Genomic DNA, 16,099 nt, shown 5'->3' with positions numbered 1-16,099 from the left:
TAAAGGTCTTTAAAAAACGTTCGAACACCCCAATCTCGGCTTACCATATCGCCAAGAAGCCCGAAGGACGTCATTTTTATGGTTCCCCACCTCGCCACCGCCGTGACCGGTCCCCTGCTGGACCTGGAAAAGAAGATCCTCGAAGCCACGCCCGCCATCGAACGCTGGTTCCGCCTCGAGTGGCAGGAGCACACGCCGCCGTTCTACTGCTCGGTGGACCTGCGCAATGCCGGCTACAAGCTGGCGCCGGTGGATACGAACCTCTTCCCGGGCGGCTTCAACAACCTGTCGACGGAAATGCTGCCGCTGACGGTGCAGGCCGCCATGGCCGCGATCGACAAATACTGCCCGGACGCCCGCAACCTGCTGCTGATCCCGGAAAGCCATACGCGCAACCCGTACTACCTGCAGAACGTGCAGCGCCTGATGCAGATCTTCCGCCAGACGGGCCTGCACGTGCGCCTGGGCTCGCTGTCGCCCGAGGTGACGGAGCCGACGCCGCTCGCGCTCCCGGACGGGAACATGCTGGTCGTGGAACCGCTCGTGCGCTCGCCCAACGGCCGCCGCGTGGGCCTGGCCGACTTCGACCCGTGCACGATCCTGCTGAACAACGACCTGTCCGCCGGCATCCCGAGCATCCTCGAAAACGTCCACGAGCAATCGCTGCTGCCGCCGCTGCACGCCGGCTGGGCCGTGCGCCGCAAGAGCAATCACTTCAAGGCGTTCGACGAGGTCGCCAAGAAGTTCGGCAAGCTGATCGACATCGACCCGTGGCTCGTGAACCCGCTGCACAGCAAATGCGGCGAGGTCAATTTCCAGGAAGACGTGGGCATGGAATGCCTGGCCGATAACGTGTCGGCGCTGCTGTCGAAGATCAAGAAGAAGTACAAGGAATACGGGATGAAGGACCAGAAACCCTTCGTCATCGTCAAGCCGGATGCCGGCACGTACGGCATGGGCATCATGACCGTCAAGGATGCGAGCGAGGTCAAGGACCTGAACCGCAAGCAGCGCAACAAGATGTCGGTCATCAAGGATGGCGTCACCGTCACCGACGTGATGATCCAGGAAGGCGTGCCCACGTTCGAGTCGATCAACGACGCGGTGGCGGAGCCGGTCGTGTACATGATCGACCGCTACGTCGTCGGCGGCTTCTACCGCGTGCACGCCGAGCGCGGCGTGGACCAGAACCTGAACGCGCCGGGCTCGCAATACGTGCCGCTCGCGTTCGCGCAGCAGCACGCGGTGCCCGACCTGAAGGCGAAGCCGGGGACGGCCGCGCCGAACCGCTTCTACGTGTACGGCGTGGTGGCGCGTCTTGCGTTGCTGGCTGCTTCGCTGGAGTTGGAACGGACCGATCCGGACCCGGAAATCTATTGATTCAGACCATACGGTCCGTCTCCGGCTTGCGCGCCATGTAGATGAAGTGGGAGCGCAGCGGCGGCAGCAACATCGCCAGCGCTTCCGGAATCAGCCAGGGCAGGGCGGCCAGCGTGCGCCCCACGGGCGGCGTCAGCACCAGCGTGCGGTAGTGGCGGCTGGCGGCAGGCCAGAAGCGCAGCAGTTCGACGTCCGTCACCTTGCGCACGTGGGCATTGCGCGGGCTGCCGTAGCGGACATCGAAAATCATCGTCCAGCCGCCCGGACGCAGCACGCGCCACATCTCGGCGGCCAGGCCGCGCCGCAGGTCTTCGTCCAGGAGCGCGGAAAACACCGTGTGCGCGCTCACGAGGTCCATGCTCGCGTCGGGAAAGACGTCGATCTGGCCCAGGTGCCAGCGCACGCCGGGCGCCGTGCGGGCCCGGGCCTGTTCCAGGCGGTCGGGCTGCAGCTCCGTGCCGGCGAGGTGGGACGGCGTGGCGCCCCAGTCGATCAGCTGGCGCAGGAAGCCGCCGCCGCCGCAGCCGACGTCCAGCGCGCGCACGGCGGACAGGTCGCGGCCCACCGTCAGCGGCAGCAGGTCGGCCAGCACGCGCGCCCGCGCCGCCGCCTGGCGGACGATGTCGGGCCGGTGCCAGGCGTGTTTCGCCAGCCCGGCGCCGCCATGCCATTGGCGATAGACCTGGTTGATGCGTTCCTGCTCGGCTTGGTCGCTCATCGTGTCCTCCTGGGACGCATCTTCCCAAGTGGTCCGGCGGCACGTTTGACGGTTCGCAAATGCAGATTGAATAGATGACGTTTTGCCAACAGGAAGATGCTCCGGTAACTCGTCCGCCGGACGCGGCCGCCTTTCCGCGAACATCCGCGTTTCCGGCTAAAATCGTGGTATTGCCTCCATTGGGACCATCATGAAAATCGCTTTTCTCGCAGATCCGCTGTCCGGCTTCAAAATCTACAAGGACTCGACGTTCGCGATGATGCGCGAAGCGGCGCGGCGCGGCCATCGGATCTATGCCTTCGAACAGCGCCACCTGGTGCTGGAAGAGGGCGTCGTGACGGCCGAGGCCACCGAGATCCAGCTGACCGGCGATCCGGACGACTGGTACCGTGAAGGCGACACCGATACCGTGCCCCTTTCCGCGTTCGACGCCGTCATCGAGCGCAAGGACCCGCCGTTCGACATGGAATACGTGTACGGCACGTATCTGCTGGAACTGGCCGAGCGCCAGGGCGCACGCGTGTTCAACAAACCCTCGGCGATCCGCGACCACAACGAAAAGCTGACCATCGCCCAGTTCAGCCAGTTCACGTCGCCCACGCTCGTGTCGTCGTCCGGCACGCGCCTGCGCGCCTTCCACGCCGAACACGGCGACGTGATTTTCAAGCCGCTGGACGGCATGGGCGGCGCCGGCATCTTCCGCGTCAAGGACGATGGCCTGAACCTTGGTTCCATCATCGAGACGCTGACGGACAACGGCGCGCGCACGATCATGGCGCAGAAATATATTCCCGCCATCGTCAAGGGCGACAAGCGCGTGCTCGTCATCGACGGCAAGCCGGTCCCGTTTTCGCTGGCGCGCATTCCGCAGGCCGGGGAAGTGCGCGGCAACCTGGCGGCCGGCGGCACCGGCGTCGCGCAGCCGCTGACGGAGCGCGACCGCGAGATCGCGGAAAGTCTCGGCCCGATTCTGGCGGCGCGTGGCCTGTTGCTGGTAGGATTGGACGTGATCGGCGATTTCCTGACCGAGGTGAATGTCACCAGCCCCACGTGTTTCCAGGAGATCACCGACCAGACCGGTTTCGACGTCGCGGCGATGTTCATCGACGCCGTCGAGCGCCGGGTAACGGGAAATTAAAGACATGGTAGGCATCCTGCTGATGACCCACGCACCGCTGGGCCAGGCATTCATCGCCGCGGTCGCGCACGTGTTCCGCGGCCCCACCGAGCGCTTCGAGGCGATCGACGTGACGGCGGACCAGGACACGAACGAGATCCACGCCCTGGCGAAGAGTGCAATCCAGCGCCTGGACGAAGGCGATGGCGTGCTGGTCATCACCGACATCAAGGGCGGCACGCCGTCCAATTGCTGCAACACGCTGGCCGAGGCCGGTCGCGTGGAAGTCATCGCGGGCATCAGCCTGCCGATGCTGCTGCGCGCGATTACGTACCGGCGCGACACGCTGGACGTCGTGGTCGAGATGGCCCTGACCGGCGCGCAGAACGGCGCCGTCCGGGTCGACAACCGCATCCGGGTCGGCACCTGACCGGACAGATGAACGAGAGAAACGACAATTAAAATATGATTCAACAGGAACTCGAGATCATCAACAAGCTGGGCCTTCACGCCCGCGCATCCGCCAAATTCACCCAGCTGGCCGCCAAGTTCCAGAGCGACGTCTGGCTCACCCGCAACGGCCGCCGCATCAACGCCAAGTCGATCATGGGCGTCATGATGCTGGCCGCCGGCAAGGGCGCCAAGGTGACCCTGGAAGCGGACGGCCCCGACGAACAGGAATGCATCGCCGCGCTCACCGGCCTCATCAACGATAAATTCGGCGAAGGCGAGTAATGCCGGACAGCAGCCGAGCTGGCCGTCACCCGGGACCCTCCATGGCATCGTTCACACTGCACGGCATTCCGGTCTCGCGCGGGATCTCGATCGGGCGCGCGCACCTGCTCACGCCGGCCGCGCTCGACGTCAAGCACTACCTCGTGCCGGAAGAGCAGGTCGAGGCGGAAGTGAAGCGCCTGCAGGACGCGATCGCCGAGGTGCACCGCAACCTGCAGGAGCTGTGGACCGAGCTGCCGAAGGAAGCCCCGACGGAACTGGGCGCGTTCATCGACGTGCACGTGCTGATCCTGTCCGATCCGATGATCTCGGAGGCGCCCCTCGACATCATCCGCAGCCGCCACTACAACGCGGAATGGGCGCTCGTCACGCAGATCGACGAGCTGTCCGCGCAGTTCGACGAGATCGAGGACGAGTACCTGCGCGAGCGCAAGCAGGACATCCAGCAGGTGGCCGAGCGCGTGCTGAAGGTGCTGATGGGGACCGCGCTGTCGGCCCCGCCGGTGCCCGAGGAAGACCACTTCCAGCCGCAGATGATCGTCGTCGCGCACGACATCTCGCCGGCCGACATGCTCGCGTTCCGCGACCGCTCGTTCGTCGGCTTCGTCACCGACGTGGGCGGCCAGAACTCGCACACGGCGATCGTCGCGCGCAGCCTGGACATCCCGGCCGCCGTCGGCATGAGCCAGGCGTCGCGCCTGATCGAGCAGGACGACTGGGTGATCGTCGACGGCGATGCCGGCGTCGTGATCTGCAATCCGAGCGCGCTCGTGATGGAGCAGTACCGCGCGCGCCAGGCCAACCTGATGAAGGCGCGCAAACGCCTCCTCAAGCTCAAGAAGACGCCGGCCGTCACGAAGGACGGCACGCCGATCACGCTGCTCGCGAACATCGAGCTGCCGGACGATTGCGGTCCGGCGCTGGAAGCGGGCGCCGTCGGCGTGGGCCTGTTCCGTTCCGAATTCCTGTTCATGGGCCGTGGCGCACAGGGTTTGAAAGTGCCGGGCGAGGACGAGCAGTTCGAGCAGTACCGCAAGGCCGTGCTGGCGATGAAGGGCCGCCCGGTCACGATCCGCACGCTCGACGTGGGCGCCGACAAGCCGCTCGACCAGACGGAACACACGGCGCTGAACCCGGCGCTGGGCCTGCGCGCGATCCGCTACTGTCTCGCCGAGCCGCAGTTGTTCCTCACGCAGCTGCGCGCGATCCTGCGCGCGTCGGCATTCGGCAAGGTGCGCATCCTGATCCCGATGCTGGCGCATGCGTTCGAGATCGACCAGACGCTCGGCATGATCGAGCAGGCCAAGGCCCAGCTGCGCGAGCAGAACATCAAGTACGACGCGGCGGTGGAAGTCGGCGCCATGATCGAGATCCCGGCTGCCGCGCTGGCGCTGCCGATGTTCGTCAAGCGCCTGGACTTCCTGTCCATCGGCACCAACGACCTGATTCAATACACGCTGGCGATCGACCGCGTCGACTACGAGGTGGCGCACCTGTACAATCCGCTGCACCCGGCGGTATTGAACCTGATCGCGATGACGATCGAGGCCGGGCACAAGGCCGGCATCGACGTCGCCGTGTGCGGCGAGATGGCGGGCGACGTCAAGCTCACCCGCCTGCTGCTGGGCATGGGCCTGCGCGAGTTCTCGATGCATCCCGCCCAGCTCCTGGCCGTCAAGCAGGAAATCCTGTCCAGCGACCTGACGCGGCTCGTGCCGCGCACCAGGCGCATCCTGCGCGCGATGGAACCGGCGGCCATCGCCGAAGCCGTGGAGCAGCTGCAGTCCGTCTAGTTACAACTTAAGAGTCTTCATGGGATCGATCGGAATTGTCTCCCCCCAGGCGATGCACTTCGCCGAACCGTTGCGCCTGCAAAGCGGCGCGGCGATCGGCGACTACACGCTGATGTATGAAACGTACGGCACGCTGAATGCCGACAAATCGAACGCGGTGCTGATCTGCCACGCGCTGAACGCGTCGCACCACGTCGCCGGCCACTACGCCGACCAGCCGAAGAGCGCGGGCTGGTGGGACAACATGGTGGGGCCGGGCAAGCCGGTCGACACCGACCGCTTCTTCGTCATCGGCGTCAACAACCTCGGCTCCTGCTTCGGTTCCACGGGCCCGATGCACACGAATCCGGCCACGGGAAAACCGTACGGCGCCACGTTCCCCGTCGTGACGGTGGAAGACTGGGTCGCCGCTCAGGCGCTGCTGGCCGACCGCCTCGGCATCGCGTGTTTTGCCGCCGTGATGGGCGGATCGCTGGGCGGCATGCAGGCCCTCGCGTGGAGCATCATGTTCCCCGAGCGCCTGCGTCACTGCATCGTGATCGCGTCCACGCCGAAACTCTCGGCGCAGAACATCGCGTTCAACGACGTGGCGCGCCAGGCGATCCTCACCGATCCGGACTACCGCGGCGGCGACTTCTACGAACACGGCGTGGTGCCGAAGAACGGCCTGAAGGTGGCGCGCATGGTCGGCCACATCACGTACCTGTCGAACGACGACATGGCGGAGAAATTCGGCCGCAAGCTGCGCAACGCGGCCGAGAGGAACGACTACAAATTCGACTTCGGCATCGACTTCGAGATCGAATCCTACCTGCGCTACCAGGGCGATAAATTCTCGGAATACTTCGACGCCAACACGTACCTCCTGATCACCAAGGCGCTCGACTATTTCGATCCCGCGCGCGAGCATGGCGGCAACCTCGCCAAGGCGCTGGAAAACACGCAGGCTCAATATCTCGTCGCGTCGTTCTCGACGGACTGGCGCTTCTCGCCGGAGCGCAGCCGCGAGATCGTGGAAGCGCTGCTGGCCAACCGCCGCAAGGTGACCTATGCCGAGATCGATGCGCCGCACGGCCACGACGCCTTCCTGCTCGAGGACGTGCGCTACATGAACATCGTCCGTGCCTACTTCCAGCGCATCGCGGCAGAGCAGAAGGAGGCCGCATGAAATACGAAGACCTGACCCTGCGGTCCGACCTCGCGTTCATCGCCCACTGGGTCGGCGACGGCGCCCACGTGCTGGATGTCGGCTGCGGCGACGGCGCCATGCTGCGCTACCTGGAGCAGGCCAAGCGCTGCACGGGCTACGGCGTGGAGATCGCCGACGACAAGGTCCTGGAAAGCACGCAGCGCGGCATCAGCGTGATCCAGCACGACATGGAGCAGGGCCTCGGCCTGTTCGCGGACGACGCGTTCGACGTGGTCCTGTGCCTGTCGTCGCTGCAGATGATGCAGCACGTGGAGGCGCGCCTGCGCGACATCGTCCGCGTCGGCAAGGAAGCGATCGTGTCGTTCCCGAACTTCGCCTACTGGCCGCACCGCGCCGCGCTGCTGAAAGGGCGCATGCCGGTGTCGCGCACCCTGCCTTACCAGTGGTTCGACACGCCGAACCTGCGCTACGCGACCATCTACGACTTCAAGGACCTGGCCGAGAAATGCGGCCTGGAAGTGCTGGAATACGTCGCGCTGGCCGAGGGCAAGCCGGTGTCGTTCCTGCCGAATTTGCGCGGCAGCCTGGCGGTATTCCGCCTGCGCAAGCGCGATCTCGTGAGCAAGGTCTGACGTTTCCCCGCCTGCGTCGCTGCCCGGGTAGGCGTATCGTGTTGTACTTACGAGCGCGACTTGGGCATCATGTGTCCAGAACCCAGCAGGAGAACACCATGAATCGACTCTTCAAGCACGGCGCGGCCGTGCTGCTCGCCCTGAGCGTCGCCACGCCCGGCGCGTACGCCGCGCGCGCGCAGGACGACCGCCCGAACCAGGACCAGGTCGTGCAGGACGGCATCGCCGTCAAGCCGCTCAAGCGCAATTCGATCGGCGGCGTGTGGCGCGACATCGCCGCACCCGAGGACGCCATCAACCAGCAGTCGGCCCAGCAATACCTGGCGCTGATGAGCAAGGCGAAGCAGGAAGGCGCGCTCGTGCCGGAATCCGACCCGCGCGTGCAGCGCCTGCGCGCCATCGCGAAACGCATCATCCCGAATACGGCGCGCTGGAACCCCGATGCCCAGCAGTGGAAGTGGCAGGTCAACCTGCTGCAGTCCGGCGAGGTGAACGCGTTCTGCATGCCGGGCGGGCGCATCGCGTTCTACACGGGCATCATCGACAAGCTGCGCCTCACGGACGACGAGATCGCGGCCGTGATGGGCCACGAGATCGCGCACGCGCTGCGCGAGCACGGGCGCGACCGCCAGAGCAAGGCGGCGGCGACGGGCCTCGCGAGCCAGCTGGGCGGCGCCGCGCTGTCGGCCTGGCTCGGCGTGGACGTGCGCGGCGCGACCAACGCGGCCGGCCAGCTCCTCGTGCTGAAATTCTCGCGCGACGAGGAACGCGAAGCCGACCTCGTGGGCCTCGACATCGCCGCGCGCTCCGGCTACGACCCGCGCGCGGGCATCGCGCTGTGGAACAAGATGGCGGCGCTGAACCAGAGCGGCGCGCCGATCGAGCTGCTGTCCACGCACCCGGGCGGCAGCGATCGCATCGAGCAGATCGACAGCCACATGAACGTGCTGCTGCCGCTGTATGCGCGCAGCAAGGGCACGTCCGTCGACCGGTTGCCGCCTTACCGCTCCAACGTCGCGCAACGCTGATAAATAAGGGATCGATGGTTCGTTTCGTCAGGAAGGGCCACCAGGCCGCGGCCAACGCCATCGTGCCGCTGCCGGTGCGGGACGGCGTGGCGCCCAGCTATCTGTGGATCACGGCAACCCGGACCGGCGGCATGCTGGCCTTCCTCGAGGAGCGTTTTCCCGCCATCGCCGGCCCGTCCTGGGCCGAACGCCTCGCGCGCGGCGACGTCGTCGATGCGCACGGTACGCCGTTGCAGGCCGACAGCCACGTACGCCAGGGCATGCGCATCTGGTACTACCGCGAGCTGGAACACGAGACGCCGATTCCGTTCGAGGAGGGCATCATCTTCCAGGACGAGCACCTGCTCGTCGTCGACAAGCCGCATTTCCTGCCGATGATCCCGACGGGGCGCTTCCTGCGCGAGACCCTGCTCGTGCGGCTGAAACAGAAGTTCGACCTGCCGCACCTGACGCCGATCCACCGCCTCGACCGCGAGACGGCCGGCGTCGTCATCTTCTCGCACAACCTCGCCACGCGCGGCACGTACCAGTCGATGTTCCAGAAGCGCAGCATCCGCAAGGTGTACGAGGCGCTGGCGCCCGTGCTGCACGGGCGCGACTTCCCGTTCACCTACCGCAGCCGCATGGTCGACGGCGACAAGTTCTTCGTGATGCGCGAAGAAGAGGGCGAGCCGAATTCCGAGACGTTCGTCGAGCTGCTGGAAACGCGCGGCGACGTGGCGCGCTACCGCCTGCATCCGCACACGGGCCGCAAGCACCAGCTGCGCCTGCACATGGCGTCGCTGGGCGTGCCGATCCTGAACGACGCCTTCTATCCCGTCGCGCTGCCGTGCAAGGGCGACGATTTCTCCGCGCCGCTGCAACTGCTGGCGCGGTCCATCGCGTTCGACGATCCGCTCACGGGAGAAGCACGCCGCTTCGACAGCCGCCGCGCGCTGGCGTGGCCGGCTTGAAACCGTCGCCCCCGTGAAGGCAGGGGCCCAGGTTCGTCAAGCTGCGGCGACGCAAGCAAGACTTGGAGGGATGACGCAGAGCGGCATCCCGCCTTCGCGGGAACGACTTTGGGTCGAGACGTCAGGCCGTCAGTCCGACGCCGAAGGTGTCGCTGCCGATGATGGCGACGTTGCCCGCCACGTCCTCGATCGCGTTACCGTTCACCGTGAGGTGGTAGGCGCCGTTCAGCGTGCCCAGGTTGAGCTCCAGCGTGCGCGTGTCGGTCGCGATGTCCCAGTTGGTCAGCACGTCCCACGCATGGTGCGAGCGCCCCACGTTGCCGCTGTCGAGCACGTCGATCGTGCCGTTCTGCGCGAACACGATCTTTTCGCTGAACGTCAGGCTGTGCCAGTTCGCCCCCGCCTTGCTGGTCGACTGGGTCGATGCCACCGTCGGTGCCGTCGTGTCGATCGTGACCGACAACGGCGCGGATGCGGCGCCCTGGTTGCCGGCCGCATCTTCCTGGACCACGGTGAACGTGTGCACGCCGTCCGTGAGCGGCCCGCCGCCGCCGAGCGTGACCGTCCAGCTCCGGTTATTGCCGACGTCGGCCCCGCCCACCAGGGACGCGCCGTCGTAGACCAGGATCCGGCCGCCGCTTTCGGCCGCCGTGCCGGTCAGCGTGGGCATCGTGTCGTTCGTGATGCCGTCGGAGGACGAGACGCCCGTGTCGCTCGCCGCCGCCAGCACCGGCTGTCCCGGGGCGTCCGGTTCGATGGCGTCGACCGTGAACGTGAACGGGACCGACAGGTCGCGCGGCGTCACGTTGCCCCCGGTATCCTGCAGTTCCAGCGTGATCGTGTGCTGGCCGTTCGCGAGGTCCCACAGGGGCGAGAAATGCCATACGCCGTTGTCGCCGGCGGTGGTGGAACCCAGGATCGTGCCGCCGTCCCACACGGTCACCTCGGTGCCGGCGGCCACGGTGCCCGTCAGTGCCGGCGCGGTGAAGCTCGTGATGGTGTCGCTGGAGGACAGGCCGTTGTCGGCGCCCGGCACGAACGTCGCCCCCGCGGCGGTCGAGCCGGCGACGGTGACCGTCAGCGGCTGCGACGGTGCGCTCGCATTGTGCGCGGCGTCGTACTGGACGGCCTTGACCGTGTAGGTGCCGTTGGTGCCCAGCAGGACGTCGTCGATGCTCCACTTGCCGCCGCCGTCGGCCCAGCCGCTGCCGACCAGGCGGTCGCCCACGTACAGTTCGATCTGGGCCCAGCCATCGGCGCCGCTGCCCGTGAAGGTGGGCGCCACGACGCTCGTGACGTTGTCGCCGGCGGTGCCGGTATCGGATGCGGCGGCGAGCGTCGGCGCGGACGGGGCGTCCGGGGCGTGCGTGTCGATCCGGATCGTGCCGCCGTAGCCGTCCGAGTCCCCGAGGTAGCCGTACGTGATGTGCGCGAGGTCGAGCACGTTGCCGGCGCCGTCCGCGAAATGGTCCGTCAGGTCGCCCCTGGTGGCGAAGTCCAGGCCGGACACGTCGTTGTCGCCGGCGGCCACCGTGTACTCGAACAGCGCGCTGCGATGGTCGTCGCTCAGGCCCTTGAAGTGGGCCTCGGCGCCGTTGTTGAGTTCGAGGCCGGGGGCGCCGCGTACGTCGACCGGTTCGCTGAACGTCACGCGGATCCCGATGGTTGCGCCGACGCCGTAGTCGCCGCCGCCGACGTCGGCGCGCAGGTTCGTCGCGCGCGGCGCCGTCACGTCGACGTAGGTGCCGGCCGTGTGGAAGACGATGCTGTGCTCCGCGACCTGGTTGCCGGCCAGGTCGGTCAGCGCGTAGGGCAGGTAGAGGGAATAGTCGTTGCCCGAGCCGAGGTGCAGCTCGTCGGCCGTGAGCGTGATGGTCTTGTGGTCGGCCGAGAAGTTCGCTTCCGTCAGGGGGATGTAGCTGCTGGCGCCGTCGAAGTCGTACAGCTGCAGGCCGTCGTAGCTGCTTTCCCCGCTCGTCCAGTACACGGGTTTGTCGAACGTGAGGACGAGATTGCCCGCGACGTCGAACGCCGTGCTGCCGTCGGGCGAACCGGTGACGTGCGGATTCGTCGTGTCGATCGTGATCTGCTTCGACACCGTGGCGCTGGCGTGGCCGGCATCGTCGACGATGCTCGCGGTGTACGTGTGCACGCCCGGGGTCAGGTACGCCTCGCTCGCGTAATACCAGTACGTGCTGCCGCCTTCCGCCGAGTACACGTGCAGGCCGTACGGGTCCACTTCCTGCTCGTCGATCATCACCTTCAGCTGCTGGTTGTCGGCCAGGGTGCCGATGAAATAGCCGTAGGCGTATTCGCCGCCGCTGTTCGTGATGCCATCGTCGGCATACGGACCTTCGTCGCTGACGAAGAGTCCGGAGATGTAGGCCGCCACCGTCGTGTCGTACGTGTAGTTGCCGGAGCTGGCCGTGCCGTTGCCCGCGTTGCCGAGCGTGTCGTGCACTTTCGTCAGGTCGACGCCGACGGTGTTGGTGTTGTCGACGATGCCCGCGTCGGCCGCGGACAGGGTCGCGTACCACGTCCGGTAGTCGTCCGAGTGGTGCAGGTTCGTGAGCGCGGCGTGCGGCGCGTCGAGGGCCGAGGCGTCGAGCGCCGTCACCGCCGCCGAGAAGCGCACCGTGAGACCGACGCTGCCGCCGCTGACCAGCGCGCCGCCGTCCAGGGAGACGGTGGCGGTGAGCGCATCCGTGTTCACGCTGTAGTGCGACAGCGACGCCGCGCTGCCGCTGCCCGCGTTGCCGGCCGCGTCGTGCACCTGGGTCAGGTCCACGCGCAGCTGGTTGCCCGTGCTGCTGCCGGCGCCGGCCTCGGCGTTCAGGGTGCCGGTCCACGTCTTGCCGCCGTCCGCCGTCGCCAGGCCGCTCGCGGTCGCGTGCGGGGCCTGCAGCGCGGCGGCGGTCAGGCCGCTCACGCTTTCCGAGAACGTGATCGAAAAGCCGATGCCGTGCGACGGGCCGATCGTCGTGTCGTCGAACAGGATGTCCGCCACGACGGGCGGCTTGCTGTCGATCGCGTACGCGGCCGTGCTGGCCGCGAAGCCGCCGCCCCGGTTGCCGTGGGCGTCGACGACCTGGGCCAGGTCGAGCACGACGTGCAGGCCGCCCGTGTCCACGCCGGGTTGGGCCGTCAGCGTCGCCATCCACGTCTTGCCGCCGTCGGCCGTGTGCACGCCGCTCACGGTGGCGCCGGGCGCGCTGATCGCGGTTGCCGGCAGCGTGCTCACGCTTTCGGCGAACGCGAAGGTCACGTCCATCGTGCCGCCCGCGTTCAGCGTACCGGCGGCAAGCAGGATCGTCGCGCCCGCGGGGCCGATCGTGTCGACCGCGTACGGGGCGCTCCACGCGCTGCCGGTGCCGGGATGGCCGTTCGCGTCCAGCACCTTGGTCATGTCCACGCCGACGACGTTGCCGGTCCAGTCGCCGCTGCCGCTGGCCGACAGCAGCGCGGTCCAGGTCTTGCCGTCCGCGCTGCCCACCAGATTCGAGACGCTCGCGTGCGGCGCCGAGATCGCGGCCAGCGGCAGGTTCGGCACGGTCTGCGTGAACGTGAACGTGGCCTGGATCGCGTGGGTCGCGTCGAGGCTCGCCCCGTCGAGGGCGATGGCGAGCGTGTTGGCGATGCCCGCGACCGCATAGCCCTCCGACTGGGCGCTGCCGCTGCCCGCGTTGCCGGCCAGGTCGTGCACCTTGGCCAGGTCGACGGACAGCACGTTGCCGCTGCTGGGCGCCAGGTCGTTGCTGGCCAGCGTGCCGGTCCACGTCAGGCCGCCGTCCGCCGTGTGCAGGCCGCTGACGGCCGCGTGCGGGGCGGTGATGGCGCCCGCGCCCAGGTCGGCCACGGCTTCGCTGAAGCGGATGGTCAGCGTGGCGCCGTGGGTGGCGTCCAGCTTCGTGTTGTCGAGCGCGATGCTGGTCACGGTCGGCGCCACCGTGTCGACGTCGTAGGCGGTCGAGACGGCGCTGGCGCGGCCGGCGTTGCCGAGCGCATCGTGCACCTTCGTGAGGTCGAGGGTGACCGTATTGCCCGCCGCGGTGAGGCCGCCCTGCGGCGTGAGCGTGGCCGTCCACGTCGATCCGTCGCTCGAATGCTGCAGGTTCGCGAGCGTCGCGTTGGGTGTTTGCAGCGCGCCCGCCGTCAGGTCCGTCACGGCTTCGCTGAACCGGATCGTCAGGGTGGCGCCGCCGCCGCCGTGCAGCACGGTCCTGTCCAGCGCCAGCGTAGCGGTCGGGCCCTGCGTGTCGACGGCGTAGTTGCCGGAGGTCGCCTTGTCGCTGCCCGCGTTGCCGAGCGCGTCGTGCACCTGCGCGAGGTCGAGGGTGACGGTATTGACCGCATCCTCGATGCCGCTCGCCGGCGTCAGCGTGGCCGTCCACGTCAGCCCGTCGCCCGAATGCTGCAGGTTCGTGAGCGTCGCGTTCGGGGCCTGCAGCGCGGCCGCGGTCAGGTCCGTCACCGCTTCGCTGAACCGGATCGTCAGCGTGGCGCTGCTCCCGCCGTGCAGGGTCGTGCTGTCCAGCGCCAGCGTGGCGGTCGGGCCTTCCGTGTCGACGGCGTAGGCCGCGCCGGTGAAGGTGCCGCTGCCCGCGTTGCCGGCCAGGTCCTTCACCCGGGCCAGGTCGACGGAGACGGTATTGTCGGTCCAGGTGCCGCTGCCGTCCGCGGTCAGGGTCGCGGTCCAGGTCTTGCTGCCGTCGCTAGTCGCGAGGCCGGTCACGTGCGCGTGCGGCGCGCCGATCGCGGCGAGCGGCAGGTCCTGCACGGCTTCGTCGAACGTGAACGTGGCGTGGATGCTGTTGCCGCCGGCGAGCGTGGCGCCGTCCAGCGCGATGGCGACGGCGCCGGGGCCGTGCGTGTCGATGGCGTAGTTGCCGGAGGCCGTGCTGCCGCTGCCGGCATTGCCCGCGACATCGTGCACCTTCGCGAGATCGAGGATGACGGCATTGGTCGCGTCGGTGACGCCGCCCTGCGGGGTGAGCGTGGCCGTCCACGTCAGGTAGTCGCCGGAGTGCTGCAGGTTGGCGAGCGCCGCATTGGGCGCCTGCAGCGCGGCCGCCGTCAGGTCTTTCACGGCCTCGCTGAAATGCAGCGTCAGGCCCAGGGTGCCGCCCGTGTGCACGGCCGTTCCGTCCAGTGCCAGGGTGGCGGTCGGCCCCTGCGTGTCGACGGTGTAGGCCGGGCTCGCGCTCGTGCCCTTGCCCGCGTTGCCGGCGAGGTCGGCCACCTTGCCCAGGTCGACGCTGACGGCATTGCCGGTCCAGGTGCCGGTGCCGTCCGCGGAGAGCGTCGCGGTCCAGGTCTTGCCGCCGTCGCTGCTGGCGAGATCGGACACCGTCGCATGCGGTGCCGTGATCGCGTCCGGCGCCAGGTTCTGCACGCGTTCCGCGAACGTGAACGTCGCATGGACGGGCTTGCCGGCGGCGAGCGTGGCGCTGTCGAGGGCGATGGCGACGGCGTTCGGTCCCTGCGTATCGACCGTGTAGGCCGCCGACACCGCGCTGCCGCTGCCCGCGTTGCCGGCCAGGTCCTTCACCTGGCCCAGGTCGACGGCGAGGACGTTGCCGCCCGCGCTGGTGGCCGCGGTGCCGCTCAGCGTGGCGGTCCAGGTCGTGCCGCCGTCCGTCGTGTGCAGGTTCGAGACGGTCGCGTGGCCTGCGTTCAGCGCGGCGGACGTGAGGCCCGTGACGGCTTCGGAAAACGTGATGGTCGCGACGGCATCGTGGCCGCCGCCGAGCAGGGCGTTGTCCAGCGTGACGGTAGCCGTGGGGGCCTGCGTGTCGACCGTGTAGCTGGCGAGGTTGCTCGTGCCGCTGCCGTGGTTGCCGGCCGCGTCGAGCACCTTGGTCATGTCCAGGCTCAGGACGTTGCCGAGTGCCGTGGTGGCGTCTTTCGGCGCGGCCAGAAGCACTGTCCACGTGAGACCGCCGTCGCTCCTGGTCAGGCTGGTGATCTCCGCGTGCTGCGCGCTCAACGCATCCGCCGGCAGGTCGTCGACGGCTTCGGAGAACGTCAACGTGACGACGATGCTGCCCCCCGCTTTCAGGACGCTGCTGTCGGTGTCGATCTTGAGTAACTGCGGGCCGAGCGTGTCCGGGGCGTCCGGCGTGACGATCGGCACCTGCGAAGTCGAGCGTACGCCGCCGAATGCCACATGCGCTGTCGACTGCAGCGCATCCGCGCCCATGACCAGGCTGTAGGTGTGGTCGGGCAGCAGGCCGGCCACGTCCAGCTTGACCTGGGTGCCCTCGATGACGAGGCTGGATGCCGATATCGTGTGCGTGTCGGTCGCGCCGACCACCCGCAGCGTTGGCTCGCCCGTTACGCGGTCGATCACGGTCTGTATGGCACCGTCCGTGATGATGACCGACCCGCTCCCAGCCGCCATGTCGGTGCTGAAATCCAGGGTAATACTCGTGTGGCCCGGCGTGAAGATCGGCGTAGGGGGCGCCAGTAACTTCGGCACGAAGGAAAGAGGGGTCTGGGTGGGCATGATCGTTCGCGGACAGTGTTTGACGTCGTGGAAAAAGATTCCACAAGGAAAACTTAGTGAACGATCATATCAACAAACCCACTGCCGA

11 protein-coding genes are annotated in these 16,099 nt (G+C 67.8%); 9 read left to right on the top strand and 2 right to left on the bottom strand.

What is annotated here, in order from left to right:
• Nucleotides 1–78: 78 nt before the first annotated feature.
• A complete protein-coding gene (gene gshA / locus QPK29_RS10485) occupies nucleotides 79–1,380 on the top strand; it encodes a glutamate--cysteine ligase (RefSeq protein WP_025511598.1) in 1,302 nt (433 codons plus the stop codon).
• A 1-nt stretch (nucleotide 1,381) separates the two neighbouring features.
• On the opposite strand, the gene QPK29_RS10480 is transcribed toward gshA, so the two are convergent.
• Nucleotides 1,382–2,098 (bottom strand): class I SAM-dependent methyltransferase, encoded by a 717-nt coding sequence (locus QPK29_RS10480; RefSeq protein WP_056122134.1) that lies wholly within the window; start codon nucleotides 2,096–2,098, stop codon nucleotides 1,382–1,384.
• A gap of 190 nt (nucleotides 2,099–2,288) precedes the next feature.
• Between QPK29_RS10480 and gshB the strand changes: the two genes are divergently transcribed.
• The 8 genes from gshB (at nucleotide 2,289) to QPK29_RS10440 (ending at nucleotide 9,506) form a co-directional block, all read left to right on the top strand.
• Nucleotides 2,289–3,236, top strand: coding sequence for a glutathione synthase (gshB, locus tag QPK29_RS10475; RefSeq protein WP_056122136.1), 948 nt, complete (start codon nucleotides 2,289–2,291; stop codon nucleotides 3,234–3,236).
• 4 nt (nucleotides 3,237–3,240) lie between these two features.
• The gene (locus QPK29_RS10470; protein WP_056122138.1) at nucleotides 3,241–3,645 is read left to right on the top strand and encodes a PTS sugar transporter subunit IIA; all 405 of its coding nucleotides are present in this window, start codon (nucleotides 3,241–3,243) and stop codon (nucleotides 3,643–3,645) included.
• A gap of 35 nt (nucleotides 3,646–3,680) precedes the next feature.
• Complete coding sequence (locus QPK29_RS10465; protein ID WP_056122141.1) at nucleotides 3,681–3,950, top strand: HPr family phosphocarrier protein; 270 nt, start codon at nucleotides 3,681–3,683, stop codon at nucleotides 3,948–3,950.
• A gap of 41 nt (nucleotides 3,951–3,991) precedes the next feature.
• On the top strand, nucleotides 3,992–5,743 hold the full coding sequence (gene ptsP / locus QPK29_RS10460) for a phosphoenolpyruvate--protein phosphotransferase (protein WP_371768827.1): 1,752 nt from the start codon (nucleotides 3,992–3,994) through the stop codon (nucleotides 5,741–5,743).
• Between the two features lie 19 nt (nucleotides 5,744–5,762).
• Nucleotides 5,763–6,911, top strand: coding sequence for a homoserine O-succinyltransferase MetX (gene metX, locus QPK29_RS10455; RefSeq protein ID WP_082577027.1), 1,149 nt, complete (start codon nucleotides 5,763–5,765; stop codon nucleotides 6,909–6,911).
• A complete protein-coding gene (gene metW, locus QPK29_RS10450) occupies nucleotides 6,908–7,525 on the top strand; it encodes a methionine biosynthesis protein MetW (RefSeq protein ID WP_056122150.1) in 618 nt (205 codons plus the stop codon). Before metX ends, metW begins: the two co-directional genes overlap by 4 nt.
• Nucleotides 7,526–7,623: 98 nt before the next feature.
• Nucleotides 7,624–8,553: a M48 family metallopeptidase gene (locus QPK29_RS10445; RefSeq protein ID WP_160409731.1), complete on the top strand. Its 930-nt coding sequence runs from the start codon at nucleotides 7,624–7,626 to the stop codon at nucleotides 8,551–8,553.
• Nucleotides 8,554–8,567: 14 nt separating this feature from the next.
• Complete coding sequence (locus tag QPK29_RS10440; RefSeq protein WP_371768826.1) at nucleotides 8,568–9,506, top strand: RluA family pseudouridine synthase; 939 nt, start codon at nucleotides 8,568–8,570, stop codon at nucleotides 9,504–9,506.
• A gap of 121 nt (nucleotides 9,507–9,627) precedes the next feature.
• On the opposite strand, the gene QPK29_RS10435 is transcribed toward QPK29_RS10440, so the two are convergent.
• Nucleotides 9,628–16,011, bottom strand: a complete 6,384-nt coding sequence (locus tag QPK29_RS10435; RefSeq protein WP_371768825.1) for an Ig-like domain-containing protein — start codon at nucleotides 16,009–16,011, stop codon at nucleotides 9,628–9,630.
• Nucleotides 16,012–16,099 lie beyond the last annotated feature (88 nt).

It is taken from the genome of Massilia orientalis, from assembly GCF_030411975.2.
Taxonomy (GTDB): Bacteria; Pseudomonadota; Gammaproteobacteria; order Burkholderiales; family Burkholderiaceae_D; genus Telluria; species Telluria orientalis.
This window is presented reverse-complemented; position numbering and strand designations above follow the sequence as displayed.